At 44.2% G+C, this 23,579-nt stretch carries 20 protein-coding genes; 13 read left to right on the top strand and 7 right to left on the bottom strand.

Going from position 1 to position 23,579, the window contains the following annotated elements:
- Positions 1-11 precede the first annotated feature (11 nt).
- From rsxG to nth, 3 genes are all read left to right on the top strand, one after another.
- Positions 12-641 (top strand): electron transport complex subunit RsxG, encoded by a 630-nt coding sequence (rsxG, locus tag AB4558_RS13020; RefSeq protein ID WP_372158851.1) that lies wholly within the window; start codon positions 12-14, stop codon positions 639-641.
- Positions 641-1,333 (top strand): electron transport complex subunit E, encoded by a 693-nt coding sequence (locus AB4558_RS13015; RefSeq protein ID WP_012603531.1) that lies wholly within the window; start codon positions 641-643, stop codon positions 1,331-1,333. The genes rsxG and AB4558_RS13015 overlap by 1 nt, the downstream gene beginning before the upstream one ends.
- A gap of 164 nt (positions 1,334-1,497) precedes the next feature.
- A complete protein-coding gene (gene nth, locus AB4558_RS13010) occupies positions 1,498-2,133 on the top strand; it encodes an endonuclease III (protein WP_048610522.1) in 636 nt (211 codons plus the stop codon).
- A 178-nt stretch (positions 2,134-2,311) separates the two neighbouring features.
- Here nth and AB4558_RS13005 read toward each other — a convergent pair whose 3' ends face one another.
- The gene (locus AB4558_RS13005; RefSeq protein WP_136981685.1) at positions 2,312-5,065 is read right to left on the bottom strand and encodes a cation-transporting P-type ATPase; all 2,754 of its coding nucleotides are present in this window, start codon (positions 5,063-5,065) and stop codon (positions 2,312-2,314) included.
- A gap of 754 nt (positions 5,066-5,819) precedes the next feature.
- Between AB4558_RS13005 and gloA the strand changes: the two genes are divergently transcribed.
- A complete protein-coding gene (gene gloA, locus AB4558_RS13000; protein WP_004734046.1) occupies positions 5,820-6,236 on the top strand; it encodes a lactoylglutathione lyase in 417 nt (138 codons plus the stop codon).
- A gap of 200 nt (positions 6,237-6,436) precedes the next feature.
- Positions 6,437-6,871, top strand: a complete 435-nt coding sequence (locus AB4558_RS12995; protein WP_004734047.1) for a DUF2753 domain-containing protein — start codon at positions 6,437-6,439, stop codon at positions 6,869-6,871.
- 95 nt (positions 6,872-6,966) lie between these two features.
- Here the strand turns inward: AB4558_RS12995 and motY are convergent, their stop codons facing one another.
- Positions 6,967-7,848, bottom strand: coding sequence for a flagellar protein MotY (gene motY / locus AB4558_RS12990; RefSeq protein ID WP_017063457.1), 882 nt, complete (start codon positions 7,846-7,848; stop codon positions 6,967-6,969).
- Between the two features lie 188 nt (positions 7,849-8,036).
- Between motY and rnt the strand changes: the two genes are divergently transcribed.
- Both rnt and AB4558_RS12980 read left to right on the top strand, forming a co-directional pair.
- Entirely contained in the window at positions 8,037-8,681 is a 645-nt protein-coding gene (gene rnt / locus AB4558_RS12985) for a ribonuclease T (protein WP_017061178.1), read from the top strand.
- 65 nt (positions 8,682-8,746) lie between these two features.
- Entirely contained in the window at positions 8,747-10,072 is a 1,326-nt protein-coding gene (locus AB4558_RS12980; protein ID WP_029235135.1) for a Na+/H+ antiporter family protein, read from the top strand.
- Positions 10,073-10,263: 191 nt separating this feature from the next.
- Here AB4558_RS12980 and AB4558_RS12975 read toward each other — a convergent pair whose 3' ends face one another.
- Together AB4558_RS12975 and AB4558_RS12970 are read right to left on the bottom strand one after the other, a co-directional pair.
- A complete protein-coding gene (locus AB4558_RS12975) occupies positions 10,264-10,893 on the bottom strand; it encodes a DsbA family protein (RefSeq protein ID WP_017061180.1) in 630 nt (209 codons plus the stop codon).
- A 98-nt stretch (positions 10,894-10,991) separates the two neighbouring features.
- Positions 10,992-11,330 carry a Grx4 family monothiol glutaredoxin gene (locus AB4558_RS12970; RefSeq protein WP_004741702.1) on the bottom strand — a complete coding sequence of 113 codons (339 nt, stop codon included), beginning with the start codon at positions 11,328-11,330 and terminating at the stop codon, positions 10,992-10,994.
- Between the two features lie 269 nt (positions 11,331-11,599).
- On the opposite strand from AB4558_RS12970, the gene sodB reads away from it, so the two are divergent.
- The 3 genes from sodB to AB4558_RS12955 all read left to right on the top strand — a co-directional run bounded on the left by sodB (position 11,600) and on the right by AB4558_RS12955 (position 13,897).
- Positions 11,600-12,184 (top strand): superoxide dismutase [Fe], encoded by a 585-nt coding sequence (sodB, locus tag AB4558_RS12965; protein WP_004734050.1) that lies wholly within the window; start codon positions 11,600-11,602, stop codon positions 12,182-12,184.
- Between the two features lie 247 nt (positions 12,185-12,431).
- The gene (locus AB4558_RS12960; RefSeq protein ID WP_276605597.1) at positions 12,432-12,935 is read left to right on the top strand and encodes a VC2046/SO_2500 family protein; all 504 of its coding nucleotides are present in this window, start codon (positions 12,432-12,434) and stop codon (positions 12,933-12,935) included.
- Positions 12,936-13,213: 278 nt separating this feature from the next.
- Complete coding sequence (locus AB4558_RS12955; RefSeq protein ID WP_017061182.1) at positions 13,214-13,897, top strand: SDR family oxidoreductase; 684 nt, start codon at positions 13,214-13,216, stop codon at positions 13,895-13,897.
- A 186-nt stretch (positions 13,898-14,083) separates the two neighbouring features.
- Here the strand turns inward: AB4558_RS12955 and adhE are convergent, their stop codons facing one another.
- Positions 14,084-16,789: a bifunctional acetaldehyde-CoA/alcohol dehydrogenase gene (gene adhE / locus AB4558_RS12950; RefSeq protein ID WP_017061183.1), complete on the bottom strand. Its 2,706-nt coding sequence runs from the start codon at positions 16,787-16,789 to the stop codon at positions 14,084-14,086.
- 638 nt (positions 16,790-17,427) lie between these two features.
- Between adhE and AB4558_RS12945 the strand changes: the two genes are divergently transcribed.
- A complete protein-coding gene (locus tag AB4558_RS12945; protein WP_017061184.1) occupies positions 17,428-18,066 on the top strand; it encodes a YchE family NAAT transporter in 639 nt (212 codons plus the stop codon).
- Positions 18,067-18,215: 149 nt separating this feature from the next.
- The gene (locus AB4558_RS12940; protein WP_029235134.1) at positions 18,216-19,058 is read left to right on the top strand and encodes an ion transporter; all 843 of its coding nucleotides are present in this window, start codon (positions 18,216-18,218) and stop codon (positions 19,056-19,058) included.
- 152 nt (positions 19,059-19,210) lie between these two features.
- On the opposite strand, the gene asd is transcribed toward AB4558_RS12940, so the two are convergent.
- Positions 19,211-20,329, bottom strand: coding sequence for an aspartate-semialdehyde dehydrogenase (gene asd / locus AB4558_RS12935; RefSeq protein WP_017061186.1), 1,119 nt, complete (start codon positions 20,327-20,329; stop codon positions 19,211-19,213).
- A 500-nt stretch (positions 20,330-20,829) separates the two neighbouring features.
- On the opposite strand from asd, the gene nhaC reads away from it, so the two are divergent.
- Complete coding sequence (gene nhaC / locus AB4558_RS12930; protein WP_017063453.1) at positions 20,830-22,266, top strand: Na+/H+ antiporter NhaC; 1,437 nt, start codon at positions 20,830-20,832, stop codon at positions 22,264-22,266.
- A 104-nt stretch (positions 22,267-22,370) separates the two neighbouring features.
- Here nhaC and AB4558_RS12925 read toward each other — a convergent pair whose 3' ends face one another.
- The gene (locus AB4558_RS12925) at positions 22,371-23,549 is read right to left on the bottom strand and encodes a chemotaxis protein (protein WP_102394516.1); all 1,179 of its coding nucleotides are present in this window, start codon (positions 23,547-23,549) and stop codon (positions 22,371-22,373) included.
- Positions 23,550-23,579 lie beyond the last annotated feature (30 nt).

Raw genomic sequence — 23,579 nt, 5'->3', positions numbered from 1 at the left:
GAGCGGATACCATGCTAAATGCAATTAAGAAAAACGGCCTTGTACTCGCGATTTTTGCGTGTGCTTCGACGGGTTTGGTCGCGGTAACTCACTACCTGACCAAAGATCAGATCAAACAACAAGAACAGGCTCAGTTACTGTCTGTTCTTAATCAAGTGATCCCGCACGATCTGCACGACAACGAGCTGTTTTCGTCTTGTACTTTGGTTCAAGCAGAAGAGCTTGGTACTGAGCAAGCGATGCCGGCTTACATTGCTAAAATCAATGGTGAGCCGAGTGCGATTGCGATCGAAGCGATTGCACCAGACGGCTACAATGGCGCGATTAAAGTCATTGTTGGAATGAAAACTGACGGTACTATTTTAGGTACTCGCGTGCTTTCTCACCAAGAGACTCCGGGCTTGGGTGATAAGATTGATCTGCGTGTGAGTGATTGGATTCTTTCGTTTGCAGGTAAGCAAGTGACGGATTCTAATCTAGACCGTTGGAAGGTTCGTAAAGACGGTGGTGATTTTGACCAGTTTACTGGCGCTACTATCACGCCAAGAGCAGTCGTGAAGTCAGTCAAACAAGCGGTCCAGTACGTTAACCAAAACAACCAAGCATTGCTTGCTCAACCTCTAAATTGTGGTGGTGAATAATGAGTGACCATAAAACATTGATCAAAAATGGCATGTGGGCCAATAACCCTGCCCTAGTGCAACTTCTTGGGTTATGTCCGCTGCTGGCTGTATCGTCAACAGTCACTAACGCACTTGGGCTAGGCATTGCTACCTTGCTTGTACTGGTCGGCTCAAACGTTTCTGTTTCTTTGGTTCGTAATCATGTGCCAAAAGAAGTACGTATCCCAGTATTCGTAATGATCATTGCCTCGCTAGTAACCTGTGTTCAATTGCTGATGAACGCTTACGCCTATGGGCTTTACCTCTCTTTGGGTATCTTCATCCCGCTGATCGTAACCAACTGCATCATCATTGGTCGTGCGGAAGCCTTCGCTTCAAAAAATGAAGTGCTACCAGCGGCTCAAGATGGTTTCTGGATGGGTCTAGGCATGACATCAGTATTGGTCGTGTTAGGTGCGATGCGTGAGATTATTGGTAACGGGACCCTATTTGATGGCGCAGACCTGCTGCTTGGTGACTGGGCTTCGGTGTTACGAATCCAGATATTCCAATTTGATAACAGCTTCTTGTTAGCCCTGCTTCCACCGGGTGCCTTCATTGGTGTTGGTTTCTTAATTGCTTTGAAAAACATCATCGATAACCAAGCAAAATCTAGACAACCAAAACAAGAAAAACCAGTCATTGAACGCGCTCGCGTTACCAATGCCTAATAAGTTAAATTAGCTTAAACCCCGCTGAGTTGGCTCAATCACTCAGCGGGGAAAATCAGATCTAAACAGTACATATAATAATGACGCTCATAAGAGCGCGTAACCGATGATAAAGCAGAAGCAATCCAAGCTTCATGCCCTAACTATTTGAAAGTAATGTCGCTATGAACAATGTAAAACGAGTAGAAATACTTGAGCGTTTAAGAGAAAACAATCCAAAGCCAGAGACTGAGCTTAACTGGAACAGTCCATTCGAACTACTGATTGCCGTTCTATTGTCTGCACAAGCAACCGATGTCAGCGTGAACAAGGCGACGGATAAGCTGTACCCTGTAGCCAATACTCCGCAAGCAATTTTCGACCTAGGTGTTGATGGCTTAAAAGAGTATATCAAGACCATCGGCCTATTTAACTCAAAAGCAGAAAACACCATCAAAACGTGTCGTATGCTGCTTGACCTACATAATGGTGAAGTACCGGAAGATCGCGCTGCATTAGAAGCCCTTCCAGGTGTCGGTCGTAAAACAGCAAACGTAGTGTTAAATACCGCATTCGGTTGGCCAACCATTGCCGTTGATACTCACATCTATCGTGTATCAAACCGCACTAAGCTAGCGATGGGTAAAACCGTCGACGATGTCGAAGCAAAGCTACTTAAAGTTATCCCAAAAGAATTCAAACTGGATGTCCACCATTGGCTCATTCTTCATGGACGTTACACCTGTGTCGCACGTAAACCACGCTGTGGCAGCTGTATCATTGAAGACCTCTGTGAGTTCAAAGAAAAGAGCGAAGATTAGTCTTTCCGTTCACAACGATTAATCAATACGGCAGCGCTTAAAGCGCTGCTTTTTTGTTGCCACTCTCTAGAAGCCGCCTCTACATCAGTTTTCATTTCTAATTCTGCGTTCCCAAGATAACAGGCATAAAAATCCCGCCTTTATGGCGGGATTCAATTATTTAGCTAAGAAGTCTGTCTTAGATAAACTTCACTTTAGTCACTTCTTTGATAGCAGATAGAACAAATGTTGGTACTGCTGCAATGAAGATTAACGATATTAAGTGATTAAACTCTAGCGCTTCTGTGCTGAATACCAACTGACCGAAGCTTGTGTACACAACGCTTAAAGACAAGATAGCCGATACTGCCACCGCACCAAGTAGGTAGTGGTTAGTGAACGGATTCTTACGATAAATCGTTGTAAACGTACGTGCATCGAACAAGCTCCAAAGTTGAGCAAAGATCAGTGTTAAAAACGCAACGGTTTGTGCGTATTGAGCACTGTAACCACCGTCGAGTGCGTAAGAGAATGTCACAAAACTTAGACCACCTAATGCGAGACCACGAGTTAGGATACGAGCGCCTAGACCATTAGAGAAGAAGCCTTGGTCACGTTTGCCTGGCTTACGCTCCATGAGATCTTTCTCTTCTGGCTCAACACCGAGTGCGAGTGCTGGTAGACCATCAGAAACGAGGTTAACCCATAAAATCATTAGTGGAGTTAGCGGAAGTACTACATCTGGTCCCATGAGTAGGAATGCAAATAGGATTACCGAAACCTCACCCACGTTCGCTGTAAGTGCTTGGCGGATAAACTTACGTAGGTTATCGAAAATTTGACGACCCTGACGTACCGCCTTCACGATAGTACTGAAGTTGTCATCCAACAGGATAAGGTCACCTGAGTCTTTCGCAACAGACGTACCTGTAATACCCATCGCAACACCAATGTCTGCACGACGCAGTGCTGGCGCATCGTTCACGCCGTCACCGGTCATAGAGGCAACTTCATTGTTCTCTTGCTGCGCTTTTACGATACGCAGCTTGTGCTCTGGAGTAACACGGGCAAATACTGCAACCTGAGAACAGATAGACAACAGCTTCTCGTCATCCATTTGGTCAAGCTCAGCACCCGTTACCACTAGATCGTCTTCGCTACGGATGATTCCGATTTCACGAGCAATCGCTGCTGCCGTGACTGCGTGGTCACCGGTAATCATTACCGTACGAACACCAGCGCTATAACAGCTATTTACTGCATCGCGTACTTCTGGGCGTGGTGGATCCATGATGCCATAGATACCCAGGATGCTGACGTCTTTTTCAAGCTCAGGGAAATCTAACTCAAGCTCTTCTTCTTTTAATTCACGGAAACCAACGGCAAGTGTACGCAGAGCATCACCACCAAAGGTTTGGATTGCCGCTTCAAAGTTTAAATGAAGCTCTTGAGACGGTGCGGTATCGAGAGCCAAGTTGCCTGAAACTTCACAGCCAACCGTTGGTACGAAACCACCGTCAACCATGAAGCTGGTTGATTTACCAAGAACAACATCTGGCGCACCTTTCAATGCTAGGAAGTGCTTACCTTGTGGGTCACGAACGATAACAGAAGCCATCTTACGACCAGAATCGAACGGGAACTTCTTAACGATTGAGTAGCCACCCGTTGATAGCATTTCATCTTGTTTAAGACCTGCTTTTGCAGCTGCAACAATTAGTGCACCTTCTGTCGGGTTGCCACGAACCGTCCATTTACCATCAGCATTTACATATTCAGCATCGTTACAAAGCGTTGCAACAACAAGACCTTTCATCATTGCAGGGCTGTTTGTCGCTTCGACATTGTGACCTTTGGTAATGAATTCACCCTTAGGATCAAAACCTTTACCTGACACATCCCAGTAACGACCAGACACATCGTACGCTTTCATCACCTGCATTTGGTTTTGTGTTAGCGTACCGGTTTTATCTGAACAGATAACGGTTGTAGAACCAAGCGTTTCGATTGCTGCTAGCTGTTTAGCCAAAGCATTATTCTTAACCATCTTAGTCGAGCCCATCGTTAATACGATAGTAACCACCGTTGGTAAACCTTCAGGAATAGCGGCAACCGATAAAGAGATACCTGTTGTTAGGATTTCTAACCATGGCATACCGTGGTAAACACCGATAGCACAAACAATAGCAACAACCACAAGAGCAACAACCAATAATGCGAGTGCGATGGTGTCCATACGCTCTTGCATTGGTGTTTTCGTCTCTTCCGTTTGGTTCATCATATCAGCGATGTGACCAACTTCAGTTTGCATACCTGTGCTTGTTACCACAGCAAGGCCTGTACCTGTAGTCACGATTGTTGTCATGAAGCCCATGTTTTTCTGATCGCCAAGACCAAGGGTCTCATCTTCAAGGCGTTCAGACTGCTTATTCACTGGCTCAGATTCACCGGTCAGTGCAGCCTCATCTACCGTCAGACGGTTTGACTCAAGAATACGAACATCAGCAGGCAGAATATCGCCAGTATTAATTTTGATGATGTCACCAGGAACGAGGGTTTTAGCTGGAACACTGATCCATTTACCATCGCGCATCACTTCGGCTTCTGGAGCTGCCATTTCTTTTAGCGCTTCCATCCCTTTCTGAGCTTTAAATTCTTGCCAGAACGCGATACCAGTATTGATAAGGATAATCACTGCAATAGCAATAGCATCAATCGCGTGGCCAGTAGACCAAGAAACGATTGCACCAACAGCTAGAATAAAAATCAGTGGGTTTTTATATTGATGAATATACAGTTCCCACGCAGAAGCTGACTCTTGTGCAGTCAGTTCGTTAGTGCCGTGCTTCTCTAAGCGTGCATCCGCTTCAGAAGTTAATAAACCTGTCGTTTGATCTGCGTTCAGTTCGTTTAAAACATCTGAACTTTGTTGTGTAAACCATTTACTCGTCATTTGAGTACTCCACATCAATGCCTCACGCCGAGGCTAATGTAATAAAATAATACTTATTCTTATGTGATAGAAAAATCGCACAAATCAAAAGTGAATATTTAGTCGATTTGGTGCGCTTGGAAAACTATATAGTAAGGATTGTCTATTTAGCAAAGATCGCAAAAGATACACTTGATACACACTTGACAACTACTTTGAAAACACAACCACATCAAACATCAAACATAAAACAAACAATACAAGCCCAAACTATTGTTTAAAAAAGATAAGCACAAAAAATAGACACCCTTTGCACTTTCGTAAAAACCATTGGTTATCGGCGTATTTTATCGAAAATTCCTTAATAACGAAGTAAAACATCGGAATAACCTTTCTATAAACAGGGAGATGTTGGCGTAATCATAAATTGATAAAATGGAAAGTTAGATGCCAATTGTAAAAACGAAGGGAAATCAGTAACAAGATGGAGATATAAATCACAATCCAATAACCAAGGCCATTACAAAAAAGACCAATACTCAAACTTACTATTTATGCAAAACTTCGAATTAATCAATAGTGACTGACAAATCAAGAAGGCCGTCTACTTTCATTTTCTTGTAATACAAATAAGAAAAATCTAGAGAGGGAGAGTAAGATAGATGATGAGAATAAGAAAATATGACCAAGCTCATCATCTCTTTGGTGTTGCTTATGAGCTTGCTCATATATAGTGCTATAAAAGAAACAACCAATAACAAGCTAGGAGCAAATCATGTCAAACGGTCGTATTTTACACACCATGCTACGCGTGGGTGATCTAGACAAGTCTATCGAGTTCTACACCAATGTAATGGGCATGCAGCTATTACGTAAGAACGAAAACAAAGAGTACGAATACACACTGGCTTTCGTTGGCTTTGGCGACGAATCTCAAGGCGCAGTGATTGAGCTGACTTACAACTGGGGCACCACGGAATACGATCTTGGCTCTGCTTTTGGTCACGTTGCTATCGGTGTTGATGACATCTACACAACGTGTGATGCGATTAAAGCAGCTGGCGGCAACGTAACGCGAGAAGCGGGTCCGGTTAAAGGCGGCTCTACACACATTGCGTTCGTGAAAGATCCTGATGGCTACATGATTGAGCTGATTCAGAACAAACAAGCAAGCGCAGGTCTAGAAGGTTAATTCCTTAACCTCTTTGAGAAGTTGGGTTTGAACGCCTGAAGAAATGAAAAACGAAGCGAGCACTATGCTCGCTTCTTTTTTATCACTCTCACCATAATCGATATTCTTTACCAATTATTCTTAACAATCTCATTGATGAAACTTTACATGATAATGATTATCATTTAAATTAACCACCTATTGATTAGTGAGGTAATACAATGATTAGCGAATGGGAAAAACACACGTTACTTGCCGATACTGCATTGCAGCTCGACGATCCTGTACGAAGTATTCTTCATTATCAGCAGGCTTTGAACTTAAGTGAAGAAATTACAGAACGCACCGATATTCAAGCCGATGAACGCTTACTGATCTCGGTGATTTCTTGCCACAATCTTGCTCAATTCTGGCGTTGGGCTGGCGACACTGAATACGAGCTCAAGTATCTTCAACTGGCTTCTGAAAAGGTACTCACACTGATCCCTCAGTGCCCTAATACTCAATGTTCAAGCTTTATCGATTCTATTGGTTGCTGTAAGAAAGCGCTGATCGATTTCATGAAACGCCACCCAAACCCTAAAATTGCCTCTATGGTGGAAAAGATCGATACCGCGACCAACTGTGAAATGATCGCCCGCTTCCGCTTGAATTAAACAAGTTCCGTTAAAACAACGACTCCAAATTTAAAACATAAAAAAGCCCGTCATCAAGACGGGCTTTGTCATTTCAAAACAAGCTGTTGTTTAGCTTAAACCTGTGTGCGACCTAAAGAGATCACAACACGTCGGTTCTTATCTTTACCAATTGGCGAGTTATTGTCCGCAATCGGACGACGCTTGCCATAGCCTTGCACTTGGATACGATCTTCTGGCAGGCCTAGAGATTTGAAGTACTCTCTTAACGATTCTGCTCTGCGCTCTGAAAGGTTTTGGCTAATCCCTTTGCTGTCGACAGAGTCGGTGTACGTTGCCACCAACACAAGGTCGATGTCTTGGTTATAGCGAACGTAATCGGCAATCTGGCTCAGCCTTTTGCGCGACGACTTGTTCAGCTGGTCGCTGTTGCGGTCGTAATGCAAAATAGTGAAAGAGATATCTTCAAAGCTGTAAGGCAGCAAGTTAGCAACACAGTCACTGAACACATTGTATTTTTCTTGGAACAACACCGACGACAACGACACTTCGATACGTTGATCTCGGCTCTGCCACTCTTGGTAGCTGAATGTCGGATAACGCCCTTTCTCCAACTCACTCAAGATGCCCCAAGCTGTTTGACCGCCGACATAGCCGTCAAATTGCTGGAAGAACTTAATGGTTGTCATACGATCAGCACTTTCACCCGGACGCCAAGGTGGCGGCATAGAGATCAAGCTTACATTGCGCGTCGCACCCATTGGACGGCGCATTTTAAGCTCAAAGTCCAAAATGATTTTTTTACTCGCGCGAGATGAGAACTCAGCATCACCAAAGTTTGGAATTGGGTGGACCAAGCGACATTCAAGTGGCGTGTTGGCTACCATCTCCCATGTCGACTGTTGAGGAGATGCTCCGTAACGCTTTTCTTGTGCCATGACCGATGACGACACAAGTAGCGAAAATAGCATTGAACCTGTTATGAGTTGTTTCTTCATAAAGTGGAGTATCTCTTAAGCAATTCGTTTAACAATGCAGCCAATTGCCGCATTTTTCTCTCACGTTTAAATATGCAATTATCAAGCCGTAATGGGTTGGGTAATTTAAGATTTATTGCCCTTCCCTAGTTTTTATCACTGCTATTATCTGCAATAATGCAGCCTTAATCACACTTATTTGGGCTAACATGACTGTAGAAAACGAAGCTCTGACCCTAAAAAAACGCTTTCGCGGCTATTTTCCAGTGGTCATCGACGTGGAAACCGCAGGGTTTAACGCTGAAACCGATGCATTATTAGAAATCTGTGCCATTACATTAAAAATGGATGAGAACGGAGATCTGCACCCTGCATCAACGCTTCATTTTCACATTGAGCCTTTTGAAGGCGCAAATATAGAGCAGGCAGCATTAGACTTTAACGGAATTAAAGACCCATTTAGCCCATTACGTGGTGCTGTGTCGGAACAAGAAGCCCTTAAAGAAATCTACAAGCTAGTGAGAAAAGAACAAAAAGCTTCAGATTGCAGTCGCGCAATCATGGTTGCTCACAACGCTACATTCGATTTGAACTTCGTTAATGCGGCAAGTGAGCGCTGTAAGCTTAAACGCGTCCCTTTCCATCCATTTGCTACTTTTGACACTGCAGCTCTTAGTGGTCTTGCCTACGGTCAAACCGTTTTGGCTAAAGCTTGCCGCACTGCAGGGATGGAATTTGACAACAAAGAAGCACACTCTGCTTTGTATGATACGCAAAAAACCACAGAGTTATTTTGCGGCATTGTAAACAAATGGAAAGCCCTTGGTGGTTGGCCTCTTGTTGACGAAGAATAAAAAATAGAGTCGGTAAACGTTTTTTCGTATTGCCTTCATAAAAAACACAACATCCCGAGAATAATATGAATCCTGTTGTAATTTCAGTTTGCATCATGCTTGTTTTAGCTTTGATGCGCGTAAACGTAGTCGTTGCTCTGACGTTCAGTGCAATTATCGGTGGCGTAGCCTCTGGTATGAGCTTGAACGACGCAGTCGCGGCTTTCGAAAGTGGATTAGGCGGCGGTGCAACGATTGCACTTAGCTACGCTATGCTTGGTACATTCGCTGTTGCTATCTCACGTTCTGGTATCACAGATCTCCTTGCTCAAAGTGTTATCAAACGCATTCACGGCAAAGAGAACAGTGCGGCATCGACTGGTCTTAAATACGGCATGCTTGCGTCGTTGATCTTAGTGACCATGTCTTCGCAAAACGTGATTCCAGTACATATCGCCTTCATCCCAATCTTAATCCCACCTCTACTAGGCGTATTCGCAAAAATGAACCTAGACCGCCGTCTAGTTGCGTGTGTACTTACTTTTGGTCTGATTACACCTTACATGGTGCTACCGATTGGTTTTGGTGGCATCTTCCTAAACAACATTCTGCTTAAAAACCTTCACGACAATGGTCTTGAAAACGTAGTAGCAAGCCAAGTGCCAATGGCGATGTTGTTACCCGCTGCGGGCATGATCTTCGGTCTTCTTACTGCAGTATTCTTTACTTACCGTAAGCCTCGCCAATACAAAGAAACCTCTCACACTGTTGTTTCAACAGAAGTGAAAGAGATCAACAAGAAGCACATCCTAGTAGCAGCAGCTGGTATCGTAGCAGCGCTAACAGTTCAACTATCGACTGGCTCTATGATCATCGGTGCTCTAGCGGGTTTCATGGTATTTACCTTCGGTGGCGTTATTGCTTGGAAAGAGACACAAGATGTCTTCACCAAGGGCGTTCACATGATGGCAATGATCGGTTTCATCATGATTGCAGCAGCAGGTTTCGCGGCAGTTATGAAGCAAACAGGTGGCGTTGAATCTTTGGTTGAAGCACTTTCAACAAGCATCGGCGACAACAAGCCTCTAGCAGCACTACTTATGCTAATTGTTGGTCTATTGGTTACTATGGGCATTGGTTCTTCGTTCTCTACGATTCCAATCCTTGCAACTATCTACGTTCCACTAGCAGCAGCATTTGGCTTCTCGCCAATGGCAACAATCGCTCTAGTAGGTACAGCTGCTGCACTTGGTGATGCGGGCTCTCCGGCTTCTGACTCAACATTAGGTCCAACGTCTGGTCTAAATGCTGATGGTCAACACGAGCACGTATGGGAAACCGTAGTACCGACGTTCCTGCACTACAACATCCCACTGATCGTATTCGGTTGGATTGCAGCCATGGTTCTGTAATTAGGTTCTGTAGTTAAACAGTCCTACGCTCACTTTTATAAAGACCGCCTCGTGCGGTCTTTTTTGTCTCTGAGATTCATTCTACTCTTCCTTCCGCTCACTCTCATTGAACTAGCGACACCAAACAAAAAAGGCTTACTCTGATGAGTAAGCCTTAGAAATCATTGCGAATACAGATGACTCTCGCTGAATTACGCAGCGGGAGCATTACTCACTAAAATTTCGCGAATAGACTTAAGCGTCGCTTCCGTTGAATGATAATCCAATTCAACTTCACTAAAGATGCCGTTCACTTCAAGCATTAAGGTCGGGTAAGAAAATACACCCATCGCTTCTTTAAAGCCTAGCTGGTCATCTAACTCACTTTCCAATAACTTGCTAGAAAGGTCATTTTCAAACTGTTGAACATTCATACCTAGCTCTTCAGCCAACTGCAAATGTGTGTCTTGGCTATGTGGCAACATCGCACGAAGGTAGTAAGCATGTTGAATCGCTTCAAGCATCGCTTCGTAGTGGTCTTGAAAACCTGCAGCAATCACGGCACGGCACGCAGGGTAAGTACTGCGAACAGGTTGGCACTCTGTCCAAAAATCATGGTTAAACTCAGTACCCAACTTAGCTTCGATCTGCTTCCAAATCGCTTGCAGCTTGCCTTTCATCTCTTCTGACATTGGCTCATCAGAATCCGGGGCCAAACCACCCACTACATAGTTAAACTCAATGCTCGCAGGCAATTGTTGTTTCAATAACTCAAGTGTTGGCTTGTAACCCCAACACCAGCTGCACATTGGATCATGCACATAATGAAGTTTTACGTTCATTGTTCATTCCTTATCGAGTCAATGATTCGATCAATTCAAACAAAAAAGGAGCCTGATTAAGGCCCCTCATTTTAACTATTCAGCGCAAAGGCTAGAACTTATTCAGCGTCATCGCCAGCAACTTTAGCCGCTGCTTCTTTGATGATTGGCTGAAGTTCGCCTTTTTGGAACATCTCAAGAATGATGTCACAACCACCGATTAGCTCACCTTCAACCCAAAGTTGTGGGAAAGTTGGCCACTGTGCGTAAGCAGGAAGCTCTGCACGGATATCAGGGTTTTGTAGGATATCTACGTAAGCAAATTTTTCGCCACATGCCATTAGAGCTTGAGACGCTTGAGAAGAGAAACCACAGCTAGGTAGCTTAGGAGAACCTTTCATGTACAGTAGAATAGTGTTTTCTTCAATTTGCTGTTTGATTTTATCGATAGTTTCCATTGCTTCCTCGTTAATGGATTACGGCTTTTATTGCCTTTATTCTACCCCAAACTAAAAGAATAAAAACCATATAAAAAAAGCGGTTAACAAGCTAAGCTAACAATTCACACAAAAGTAATGAAATAAGCTTTTAATAAAGTAAAAACTTGCTAAACTATATCGCAAGTCAGCAAATTGACCATGGTTGGCAGTATAGCGAGCCATGAATAATAATATCACTGGAAGCAATCGAAAGAGTTAACTCTTTCATATCAATGGAGAATTGAGCAATGGCATTTGAACTACCGGCTCTTCCTTACGCGAAAGACGCGCTAGAACCACACATCTCAGCAGAAACGCTAGATTTCCACCACGGTAAGCACCACAACACTTACGTTGTTAAGCTAAACGGCCTTATCCCAGGTACTGAGTTTGAAGGCAAAACACTAGAAGAGATCGTTAAGACTTCTACTGGTGGTGTTTTCAATAACGCTGCTCAAATCTGGAACCACACGTTCTACTGGCACTGTCTTGCTCCTAAAGCGGGCGGCGAACCAACTGGCGCTGTTGCAGAAGCTATCAACGCTGCATTCGGTTCTTTCGAAGAATTCAAAGCGAAATTCACTGATTCAGCAATCAACAACTTCGGTTCTTCTTGGACTTGGTTAGTTAAGAAAGCTGACGGTTCTCTAGACATCGTTAACACTTCTAACGCTGCTACTCCTCTAACAGAAGAAGGTGTTACTCCACTTCTAACTGTTGACCTATGGGAACACGCTTACTACATCGATTTCCGCAATGTTCGCCCTGACTACATGGCTGCATTCTGGAACCTAGTAAACTGGTCTTTCGTAGAAGAGAACCTAGCTAAGTAATTATTGCTTACGCTGCGCTATTTATAGCGAGTTATCTATTGAAAGCTCATGCCTCGGCGTGAGCTTTTTTGTATCTGTCGTGTTCCACAAAATCTAAACATTTCGTAATAAACCCGCCAATAGCGCTTATTTCTCGAACTATTGATAGCCTTCTTCCCAACCCTACATAAATTCTCTATTTGCCTGTAATTAAACACTAAAGTTTGCCGACTCCATGCCGTTAAAGGTGTATCCAATGAGAGGCGACATGCAAATACATACTTTAGACAAACCAGGAATCATCAACGAACTGAAGTTCGGCATCGGGATCAGCCAAGCGGTTGAGCAAGGTCGCCGTGCAGATTTCGCGTTGCTGTTATCTATGTTTTCTAATGATGTCCGTGATTGCACGCCAATTGACACCATTGAAATCACAGAGACAAATGAAGATCGCCTGCGCAAACAATTTGGCATAGCAGAACCTCAACAACTGCGTTCAAACCAGTCTTCATATGAGATTTCAGCTCAGCAATCTAATCATTTTCATCAAGCTAGCCTTGCCAGCGCCAAGCTCAGCCATTACTTGAAACCTGAAGCGCTTGCCTTCATGCCTGAAGATACAGCCGACTTACCCGAAGAGGTTTACCAAAACCTTTCTGGTCATGACCGACGCAAACTCGCAAACAAGCATTTACCTGATTTGCCACATGCCACGCTCTACAATGAGCTAACCACCGCGCAACGTCAGTATCAAATTCAAGCTCAAGTATAGCGGTCGCCTACCTTTCCCTTTTTCGCTGTCTATCCATAGCTCTTCTTCGACTAACTCGCACACTTCAAAGTATTCACACGAATGATATGAACCACTAGCCTTAGGCAACCTAAAAACACCTGATGTCGGTTACCGCTTGAAGTTACTACAAAATGTGACGTGCCACTAACTTCATAAAAACTTATTAATTGGCACACCTTAGTTTGAACCAATTCACACCCGTTGTATAAATTTTAACCCATCCTTATCCGACATGGACGATTTGTTTAGGTACTGGGATGGAAATAAAAAGCTCAATCATATTGGTGACATCTGCCGGCTCGCGACTGGGGGGGGCGATTGCAAACCACTTTGTTAACCTTGGAGCCACCGTCATCCTTTGTGATAAAGACACGGAAGCACTTAAAGCGACGTATCTACAGTGTGCCCGGTTTTCTGACTCTGTTTACCACTACACGCTCAAAGGCAATGACAGCCAAGCGATTCTCAGCGTATATGATTTTATTCAAACCACCTTCAACACGACACCCGATGTGCTGGTCAATAACTGGATAAGCTCCCCAATGCCTAGCCTAATTGGCGATCAGCCTGTGAGCAGCTTTATTAATGATCTCTCATCGATGGCATCGACCCTGTTCGCATTTGGGCAAATCAGTGCTGAGAGATTGCGAGAGGAAGATAAGGAAGGCGTGATTGTGAATGTGATATCTCATGATGACTTTCACGATGTGTCTGGCTTAGAGAGCGCAAACTCAATGATCACTGGCTTTACCCATAGTTGGGCGAAAGAGCTGACTCCCTTTGGCATTCGAGTCGGTGGCGTTGTTCCCGCCGTTCATAACTCCGATGGCAAGCTCAACCGATGTCACTGGGCGCAGCTGCAAGACGAGCTGACCAGAACAACCGAATACATTGTCTCGAATGACTACTTCAGTGGGCGAGTTGTCGCGGCAGAGGTTTAACTCCCTATTCCAATTGAACATGACTGGCTCAGCTCATATTAAGTAGCAGAGCTATTGCCTCTCAATCCGTTTTACAAACGAACCAAACATAAAAAAAGCCCCAGTCTCTCGACTGGGGCTTTCATCTTTTCCCGATAGATAAGTATCGTGCTAGCGAAAACTTATCTCAAAACTAATGCTTACTTATTATGCGTTAGCTTTTTCTTTTTTAGCTTTTGGCGCTTTCGCTTCAGCTGGCTTTTGGTCTGCTTTCTTAAGGATAACTGTAGTACCTTCGAAAGTTTCGCCTTCAACGTATGGTTGGCCGAAGTAAGAAGTTGTTAGAACTTCTTTTAGCTCAGTGATTAGAGGGTAACGTGGGTTAGCACCTGTACACTGGTCATCGAACGCTTCAACAGCTAGCTCGTCTAGTTTAGCGATGAAGTCAGACTCGTTAACACCCGCAGCTTGGATAGATAGTGGGATGTCTAGGTCAACTTTAAGCTCTTCTAACCAAGTCAGTAGACGTTCAATCTTCTGAGCTGTACGGTCACCAGCTTGGCTTAGGCCTAGGTGGTCAGCAACTTCAGCGTAACGACGACGTGCTTGTGGACGGTCGTACTGAGAGAATGCAGTCTGCTTAGTTGGGTTATCGTTCGCGTTGTAACGTACAACGTTTGAGATAAGTAGTGCGTTAGCAAGACCGTGTGGTAGGTGGAACTCAGCACCAATTTTGTGAGCCATTGAGTGACACACACCTAGGAATGCGTTCGCAAATGCTACACCAGCGATAGTTGCTGCGTTGTGTACTTTCTCACGAGCTATTGGGTCAGCCGCACCATTTTTGTAGCTTGATGGTAGGTATTCTTTAAGCATCTTAAGAGCTTGAAGAGCTTGACCGTCTGAGTACTCGTTCGCTAGAACAGATACGTAAGCTTCAAGAGCGTGAGTTACTGCATCGTAACCACCGAACGCTGTTAGAGACTTAGGCATGTTCATTACTAGGTTCGCATCAACGATAGCCATGTTTGGCGTGATTTCGTAATCAGCTAGTGGGTATTTAGCACCAGTCTTGTCGTCAGTAACAACAGCGAATGGAGTAACCTCTGAACCTGTACCTGAAGTTGTAGTGATACATACAAGCTCAGCTTTTTGACCCATTTTAGGGAACTTGTAGATACGTTTACGGATGTCCATAAAGCGCATTGCTAGTTCTTCGAAGTGAGTTTCTGGGTGCTCGTACATAACCCACATGATCTTAGCAGCATCCATTGGAGAACCGCCACCTAGAGCAAGGATTACGTCAGGTTGGAAGCTCTTCATTGCTTCAGCGCCTTTCTCAACAACAGATAGCGTTGGATCCGCTTCTACGTCGAAGAAAGTTTGAACTTCGATGCCTTGTGCTTTAAGCAAGCTAACTACGTCATCTGCGTAACCGTTGTTGAATAGGAAACGGTCAGTTACTAGGAATGCGCGTTTCTTACCTTCTAGGTCGCTCATTGCGATTGGAAGGCTACCACGACGGAAGTAGATAGACTTAGGTAGTTTGTGCCACAACATGTTTTCAGCTCGCTTCGCTACAGTTTTCTTGTTGATAAGGTGCTTAGGACCTACGTTCTCAGAGATAGAGTTACCACCCCATGAACCACAACCTAGAGTTAGAGAAGGTGCAACGTTGAAGTTGTACAGGTCACCGATACCACCGTGAGTAGTCGGGATGTTGATTAGGATACGAGCAGTCTTCATCTTGTCACCGAAGTAACGGATGCGGTCTGCGTTAGTATCTTGGTTAGTGTAAAGACCAGATGTGTGACCGATACCACCGATTTCAACCATAGTTACCGCTTGAGCAACTGCGTCTTCGAAGTCATCTGCGCGGAATAGACCTAGAGTTGGAGATAGTTTCTCGTGAGCGAATTCGTCATCGTAAGAAACTTTACCAAGACCTTCACCTACAAGTACTTTTGTATCAGCAGGAACTTTAACACCAGCCATTTCAGCGATTGCTGGAGCAGGTTGACCTACGATTTTAGCGTTTAGGTTGCCGTCGATAAGCAGAACTTTACGTACTTTATCAGCGTCAGCTTTAGATAGAACGTGAGCTTTGTGAGAAGCGAAACGCTCTTTAACTTCGTCATATACTTCGCTAACTACGATTGCAGCTTGCTCAGAAGCACATACTACGCCGTTATCGAAAGTCTTAGACATAAGGATAGATGCTACAGCACGTTTGATGTCAGCTGTTTCATCGATAACGACAGGAACGTTACCAGCACCAACACCGATAGCAGGCTTACCTGAAGAGTATGCTGCTTTAACCATGCCTGGACCACCAGTAGCAAGGATAAGTGCGATACCGTCGTGCTTCATAAGCGCGTTAGAAAGCTCTACAGATGGTTGGTCGATCCAACCGATGATGTCTCTTGGAGCACCAGCTGCAACAGCTGCGTCTAGAACTAGTTTCGCTGCGTCGTTAGTTGAGTTCTTTGCACGTGGGTGTGGCGAGAAGATGATGCCGTTACGTGTCTTAAGAGAAATTAGAGATTTGAAGATTGCTGTAGAAGTTGGGTTCGTTGTTGGAACGATACCACAGATGATACCTACAGGCTCAGCGATAGTCATTGTGCCTAGGTTGTCATCTTCTTCTAAGATGCCACATGTTTTTTCGTCTTTGTATTTGTTGTAGATAAATTCAGATGCAAAGTGGTTTTTGATAACCTTATCTTCAACAATACCCATTCCAGATTCAGCAACTGCTTGTTGAGCAAGTGGAATACGAGCGTGGTTAGCAGCAAGAGAAGCTGCGCGGAAGATTGCGTCTACTTTCTCTTGAGAGAATGTTGCAAACTCTTCTTGTGCTGCTTTAACGCGAGCTACTAGAGCATCAAGTTCCGCTAAGTTAGTTACAGGCATGGTGGATCTCCTAAAATAATAAATATTAAAAACTTTTTATTAAATTCGCTGCTTGCCGTTAACCTTAAACACCAGCGTTCTTAGTAAATTGCTTTCAGGGCTGAGTATATTATTTCACTGTGTGAAAAAAATTGACCCAGATCAGTTACCCAAAAAGAATTAACCAGAAAGTAGTAAGGCAATCGCAAAAATGAACTTAAGAGCATGATTTATATAGATTAAACTCACACTTTTCGTTCGCACAAAAAACAAGCAAACAGACAACTTTTTTCTACATAGCGTAATAAACTGTAAAAAAGTTTCATTTTTAGTCCGTTAAATTACATGTATACAGCTATATTCGTGCTACTGAGAGTATATCCATAGCGTTGTACGGGCTAGATTCTGACATAATTTTTATTAATTTCGTGCGTCGGTTAACAGTTACTCAATAATAAATTACAAAATGAAACACTACCAGCTAGCTTGCAACAGGCTTAAAACAAAAGTGAGATTCAATTAGTTTTTCTAAAAAGAATCACCCATTTCAAGTTAGTTTTTTTCATTCGCGTAAATTGAGTTTGTCCCTTACATTACGCGCCTAAACTATTCACAGATCAACCCTTCAACCTTAAGTACGCTAACTGGAGATCGCTCTCATGCAAGGCTTAGAACTCGCAATTTTTATGCAATTCTTCCTTGGGCTTGTTGCTGCCGTAAACCCAATCGGCATCATGCCTGTTTTTGTTTCTCTTACTGCTCATATGCCGCCAGAAGAGAGGAACAGGACAGCCTTACAAGCAAATATTGCTGTTGCCGTGATCTTGATTATGTCACTTGTTGCAGGGCAAATGCTTCTTGATATGTTTAGCATCTCGTTGGATTCATTCCGCGTTGCTGGTGGCTTACTGTTATTGAGCATCGCATTTTCGATGATGAGCGGTAAGCTCGGTGAAGATAAGCAGAACAAACAAGAGAAGTCTGAATACATCAGCAAAGAGCAGATCGGCGTTGTTCCACTTGCTATGCCGCTAATGGCAGGCCCAGGTGCAATCAGCTCGACCATTGTTTATGGTTCTCGCTACCCTGCTGCTATTGATACGGTCGGCATCGGCATTAGCATCATCGCATTCGCAACGTGCTCTTGGCTTTTGTTCCGTTCAGCGCCGGTTATCGTTCGCTTTTTAGGTCAAACGGGTATCAACGTGATCACTCGTATCATGGGTCTGATTCTTGGCGCATTGGGCATCGAGTTCATCGCCAATGGCCTACGTAATCTGTTCCCAGGCTTGGCATAACGTTTAACAACATTTCGGTTGCTCTATAAAGGGCAACAATATTGAAATATAGATGAGGCGAGTAAAGCAATTGGGCTTTCACTCGCCTCGTTATTATGAAGCTTGTATAATGACTGTTAATGCATTTAACAGAAGACGAACCTCTCCTTATGTCACGCAAGCCACTCAAGCATCATTTGTACGTCATTATCTTTGGTACTCACACGCCAGCCGGACGTGCATTTGATATAACTCTGATCGTTGCAATCTTGGCTTCGCTGTTGGTTCTGATCTTAGAATCCATCCCTAATGTGATGACCGAATGGTCACAACAGCTGCGTTATATCGAATACACCTTCACTGCACTCTTCACTCTTGAGTATTTGTTAAGGCTCTATTGCTCCCCAAAGCCAAAATCTTACGCCACCAGTTTTTATGGTGTCGTTGACCTATTGGCGATTCTTCCGACCTACCTAGCAATCATCTTCCCAGGCGCTTCATTTATGGGTGTGGTGAGACTGCTGCGTGTGATGCGTATCTTCCGAATTCTAAAGCTGGTTCGCTACCTGCAAGATTCCAATATTCTGTTGCGCTCACTATTAATGGCACGACGAAAGATACTGATCTTCTTTAGCACCGTCGGCATCTTGGTGGTTATCTTTGGCGCCTTGATCTTTGTTATTGAAGGTCCTGACAATGGCTTCACCAGTATTCCTCACAGTATCTATTGGGCCATCGTGACTATCACTACGGTAGGTTATGGTGACATGGTGCCGCAGACCGCGCTTGGTAAAGCCATAGCATCACTGACCATGCTATTGGGTTACTCTATCTTAGCAGTGCCAACCGGGATCATTACTGCAGAACTCAGTAATGAGATGAACTCGCACAAAGAATTGGTTAAGTGCCCGAACTGTAACCGAGCGGGTCATGATTCAGACGCCATGTATTGCAAGCACTGTGCTAGCGAATTAGCGGATCCAGACAAGCGTGTCGTCACCGACGAGAAATAAAAGCAGACACGAGATTCGAGTAGCGAGATGCGAAGAGATTTAAGGGCAGTTTCGAGGGCCGAATAACGAGGTAGCAATAAACTAAAAAGGGTTGACGTTTGTCGTCAACCCTTTCGGTTTATCAGCTAATAGAATTTAAGCAATCTTGCCTATTACGATTTCTCAGCAAGGATAATGCGTAGAGTACGACGTAGTGGTTCTGCAGCACCCCAAAGTAGTTGGTCACCAACCGTGAAGGCGTTTAGGAAGTCGTTACCCATCGACATCTTACGCAGACGACCGACAGGTACAGACATTGTGCCTGTTACTTTCGCTGGTGTTAGCTCCTGTGCCGTGATGTCGCGGTCATTAGGAATCACTTTAACCCAATCATTGTGCGTTGCGATGATCTCTTCGATCTCGTCCATTGGCACGTCTTGCTTAAGCTTGATCGTTAGTGCTTGAGCGTGACAACGCATTGCACCGATTCGTACACAAGTACCATCAATTGGGATTGGCTGACCATCTAGACCAAGAATCTTGTTCGCTTCAACACCGGCTTTCCACTCTTCTTTACTCTGACCGTTTTCACGCTTCACATCGATCCAAGGAATCAGTGAGCCTGCAAGCGGAGCACCAAATTGGTCTGTTGGGAATGAAGATGAACGAATCGTATCAGCCACTTTCTTATCGATATCAAGAATTGAGCTTGAAGGGTTTGCTAACTCAGAACTTACGCTGTCGTTGATCACACCCATTTGTGAGATCAGCTCACGCATGTTCTTAGCACCCGCACCAGAAGCTGCTTGGTAAGTCATGGCACTCATCCACTCAACCATGCCTTTCTCGTACAGACCACCTAGAGCCATAAGCATTAAGCTCACAGTACAGTTACCGCCAACGAACGTGTTGGTGCCGCTGTGAATGCCTTGCTGGATTTGAGCCAAGTTAACAGGATCAAGAGTGATGATTGAATCAGCATCCATACGCAGAGTAGATGCTGCATCAATCCAGTAACCTTTCCAACCTGCTTGACGCAGTGCTGGGTATACTTTTGATGTGTAATCGCCGCCTTGACAGGTAATCACAGCATCAAGCTGTTTTAGGCTATCAATATCAAAAGCGTCTTGAAGTAGACCCGCATCTTTACCACCTAAAACAGGGGCAGGAATACCAATCTGAGATGTGCTGTAATAAACAGGCTCAATCAAGTCGAAGTCTTTCTCTTCAACCATACGTTGCATCAGTACAGAACCAACCATACCGCGCCAACCAACTAGACCTACTCTCATCGCTCACTCTCCATGTATAAATTAAAAATTGCTCTCCCCCATCTATAAGTTTTTCAGAAACAGAACTCAAGTGCTTTTTGTCAAAAAGTGTAACTTTTTCGTTTCTTTTAAGTGAACGTAATGAATCGTGCAGTTATCTCTGTATCGACATTCCATCTCCACCTCATTGATTAAGCGTCCATTATCGTCAAATTCAAACATTTACATCGCCAAAGTCGATTCAATCGACGCTCATCACAAACAGTAAATCCCTCTTTTAAACCAAGGTTAATCAGAGTTTTATTTTACAAAACGAAAACAACGTGCGACAGATTTCAACATGTAACAATCATGAATGTAACAAAAATTTAGATTATGAAACCACAATTGATTGAGTTAACAGTCAAATATCACAACTCGGGCGTATTTTTTCGATATAATAAACTAATTACTGTAGTGTCCGTTTTGCACCACACACTATAACGAAGCACTATAAATGCTCGAAATCACAAGAGGCTTTTATGAAGCAGAGTAAAACTCGCCTACCGAACCTATTGCAGGTATTCATCGCGTTAGGACTATTTCTATCCCTTGCTTTTTCCTTTACTGCAAAGCTTGACCTTCCAATTCAACTTGCCTTGTATATTGGCTGGTTCATTATCATGGTTCTTGGTATTCGTCTTGGACACCAATACAAAGACTTAGAAAAAGCAGCACTCAAAGGAATATCCAATGGCTTAGGCGCGGTTTTAATACTTTTAGCCGTTGGCGCTCTTGTTGGTACTTGGATCTCAGGCGGGATCGTACCTACTATCATTTACTATGGTCTGAAAGCTATCCACCCTTCTATCTTCCTTTTAGCGACCATGATCATCTGTTCTCTAACTGCATTGGCGACCGGTACTTCTTGGGGTGCTGCGGGTACAGCAGGTATCGCGATGATGGGTATCGGCCAAGGCCTAGGTGTTCCAGCACCGATTACTGCAGGTGCCGTGCTGTCAGGCTGTTACTTCGGTGACAAGATGTCTCCTCTTTCTGATTCAGTGATTCTGGCTTCTTCAATGTCTGGTGTTGAAGTGGTTGAACACATCAAGGGCATGCTTCCAGTTGCGTTAATCAGCTACGTGATTACAGGCATCATGTTTACTGCGTTTGGTTTCCACTACGCGGGCAACGTTGACATGAGCCAAGTAGACTCTGTCATCAAAGCGATGGAAGTTCAGTTCTACATCACGCCTTACTCATTCGTTCCGGTACTTATCGTGCTTGGTCTGTTGGCTTTCCGTATGCCTTCATTCCCGGTCATCAGTTTTGGTTCTCTGCTGGGTATTATCTGGGCAGTCATGATCCAAGATATCGACTTCCTAACGGCATTCAACACGGCTTGGGCACCGTTCTCAATCTCATCTGGCGTAGAGTTTATTGATTCGATTCTTAACCGTGGCGGCATGTCTTCAATGCTAGGTTCAGTTGCGGTTATCGTATTTGGTCTAGGTTTCGGTGGCTTACTGGATAAAGTGGGCGTACTAGAGACAATCGCTAAGGTGTTTGAGCGCCGCGTAAACAGCGCAGGCTCACTAGCGACGAGCACAATTGGTACGGCCTTCATGGGTAACGTGTTCGGTTCTGCAATGTACGTATCGTTAATCCTTACGCCAAAAATCTGTGCGAAAAACTACGACCGTTTAGGCTACAAGCGTAAGAACCTATCTCGTAATGCTGAGTTTGGTGGCACGCTAACGTCGGGTATGGTTCCCTGGAGTGATAACGGTATCTACATGGCGAGTATTCTTGGTGTTGCGACGCTGTCTTACGCACCCTTCATGTGGTTAAGCTTCATCTGTATCATCGTGACTATCGTGACATCTTACATGGGTTGGTTCGTTGATAAGTGTGAACCAACAGCACCAGCGTTTGAAGCTGAAGAAGCGACCGAGTTAAGCAAGCAACAAGCTTAAGTTCAGGAGCTAACGCTTTCGAACGTAACTCAAAACGTTAATGGATAAATGCAAAAAGAGCGCCCTAGAGCGCTCTTTTTTGATCTGCTGATTTACTTATTTATCTATTTATTGGCGGTTCGTTTACCCAACCAGTAACCGATGCCTAACGGTGCAAAGAACACTACTAAGATAAACAGGATGAAGTAGATAATCACACCTTTGATTAACTCCATTAGCTTATCAATCGCCAGTACCACCACCTCTTGAGAGACGCGATCAAGGTCTTGCGTGAACAGTTCTCTTTCTGAAGTCACAATGCCGGCAATCTCGATGCGCTCTTTCGCAATCATCTCTACTAGAGCTTCTCTCTCACGTGTCACCATTTTTTCTAATGCCACACGTTCATCACTCAGCATCGCTAATTTTTGGTCGGTTTTATCACTGAGGTCGTTGAGCAATGGTTGCATTTCTGTCGACATAATAGAAGCCAGTGTTTGCATGTACTCCGGGTTGTTCTCAATGAAGTCTTGCATGCTTGCTGATGTTTGACGAAGGCTTTCCAGCGTCATCGATAGGTCTTCACCCGTTAGTGAGCTATTCAATGCAACCAACTCCGCCTTCCACGACATCAGTTTTGGTGTCTGGTCAGCCATAAGGCTTAAACGATCAGATGCGTCACTCATGGCTTCTGGCATGGTGCCTAAGCTCTGAACGATTTGCGATTCGTCTTTACCAAGGTAACTTAGCCATTCACGGTAAGCTGGTGTGCTTCTGAATGTGAGGTCTTTAAATGGGTGGCTAGCAGCAAACTGAGCAACGAACGCTTTGCTTTTTTTGAAATCACTGGAGTTCAATACACCCTTTGCCAATTTATCTGCTTCTTGGTCAAGAAAACGAGCAGCCTCTACCGCATCATCCGTCGCGAATAGGTCCGCGCCATCGCCTTGGCTATAAAACTGATTCATTTGGGCAGTGAAAACCCACGAGTCAATTAACGCAGACATTGGGGAAGTTTGGTAAGCCGCTTGTTGTAATCCCTGCTCTGCATGGATCTTCCAAAGCAACACATAAGATTGATGTAAAGTGTCATCAGCAGGATAAAATTGCGCGATTAAATCAGCCGAGTCTTCTACTCGTGTAAAAAACATCTTGGCGTATTCACGCGTCATGAGCCGAGCATTTAACTCTTGTTGAGTGAGAGGCGTCGTTTGACTATCTAACTTAACTTCTAAGAGAGAACAACCACTTAGCACAATGCTAAGCACCAACACCATCCAACTTCGACTCGAAACTCGTAACATATAAACCTCTGAAAAAGACTAAGGGCGCGG

The organism is Vibrio sp. 10N.222.51.C5 (assembly GCF_041474575.1).
Classification (GTDB): Bacteria; Pseudomonadota; Gammaproteobacteria; order Enterobacterales; family Vibrionaceae; genus Vibrio; species Vibrio crassostreae_C.
Note: the sequence above shows the minus strand (reverse complement) of the source record. Positions and strands in the feature narration are given on the sequence as shown.

What these genes read in the sequence shown, in the direction of transcription:
- rsxG (WP_372158851.1), top strand. Translation starts at nt 12, where the DNA reads ATGCTAAATGCAATTAAGAAAAACGGCCTTGTACTCGCGATTTTTGCG.
- AB4558_RS13015 (WP_012603531.1), top strand. Translation starts at nt 641, where the DNA reads ATGAGTGACCATAAAACATTGATCAAAAATGGCATGTGGGCCAATAAC.
- nth (WP_048610522.1), top strand. Translation starts at nt 1,498, where the DNA reads ATGAACAATGTAAAACGAGTAGAAATACTTGAGCGTTTAAGAGAAAAC.
- AB4558_RS13005 (WP_136981685.1), bottom strand. Translation starts at nt 5,065, where the DNA reads ATGACGAGTAAATGGTTTACACAACAAAGTTCAGATGTTTTAAACGAA.
- gloA (WP_004734046.1), top strand. Translation starts at nt 5,820, where the DNA reads ATGTCAAACGGTCGTATTTTACACACCATGCTACGCGTGGGTGATCTA.
- AB4558_RS12995 (WP_004734047.1), top strand. Translation starts at nt 6,437, where the DNA reads ATGATTAGCGAATGGGAAAAACACACGTTACTTGCCGATACTGCATTG.
- motY (WP_017063457.1), bottom strand. Translation starts at nt 7,848, where the DNA reads ATGAAGAAACAACTCATAACAGGTTCAATGCTATTTTCGCTACTTGTG.
- rnt (WP_017061178.1), top strand. Translation starts at nt 8,037, where the DNA reads ATGACTGTAGAAAACGAAGCTCTGACCCTAAAAAAACGCTTTCGCGGC.
- AB4558_RS12980 (WP_029235135.1), top strand. Translation starts at nt 8,747, where the DNA reads ATGAATCCTGTTGTAATTTCAGTTTGCATCATGCTTGTTTTAGCTTTG.
- AB4558_RS12975 (WP_017061180.1), bottom strand. Translation starts at nt 10,893, where the DNA reads ATGAACGTAAAACTTCATTATGTGCATGATCCAATGTGCAGCTGGTGT.
- AB4558_RS12970 (WP_004741702.1), bottom strand. Translation starts at nt 11,330, where the DNA reads ATGGAAACTATCGATAAAATCAAACAGCAAATTGAAGAAAACACTATT.
- sodB (WP_004734050.1), top strand. Translation starts at nt 11,600, where the DNA reads ATGGCATTTGAACTACCGGCTCTTCCTTACGCGAAAGACGCGCTAGAA.
- AB4558_RS12960 (WP_276605597.1), top strand. Translation starts at nt 12,432, where the DNA reads ATGCAAATACATACTTTAGACAAACCAGGAATCATCAACGAACTGAAG.
- AB4558_RS12955 (WP_017061182.1), top strand. Translation starts at nt 13,214, where the DNA reads ATGGAAATAAAAAGCTCAATCATATTGGTGACATCTGCCGGCTCGCGA.
- adhE (WP_017061183.1), bottom strand. Translation starts at nt 16,789, where the DNA reads ATGCCTGTAACTAACTTAGCGGAACTTGATGCTCTAGTAGCTCGCGTT.
- AB4558_RS12945 (WP_017061184.1), top strand. Translation starts at nt 17,428, where the DNA reads ATGCAAGGCTTAGAACTCGCAATTTTTATGCAATTCTTCCTTGGGCTT.
- AB4558_RS12940 (WP_029235134.1), top strand. Translation starts at nt 18,216, where the DNA reads ATGTCACGCAAGCCACTCAAGCATCATTTGTACGTCATTATCTTTGGT.
- asd (WP_017061186.1), bottom strand. Translation starts at nt 20,329, where the DNA reads ATGAGAGTAGGTCTAGTTGGTTGGCGCGGTATGGTTGGTTCTGTACTG.
- nhaC (WP_017063453.1), top strand. Translation starts at nt 20,830, where the DNA reads ATGAAGCAGAGTAAAACTCGCCTACCGAACCTATTGCAGGTATTCATC.
- AB4558_RS12925 (WP_102394516.1), bottom strand. Translation starts at nt 23,549, where the DNA reads ATGTTACGAGTTTCGAGTCGAAGTTGGATGGTGTTGGTGCTTAGCATT.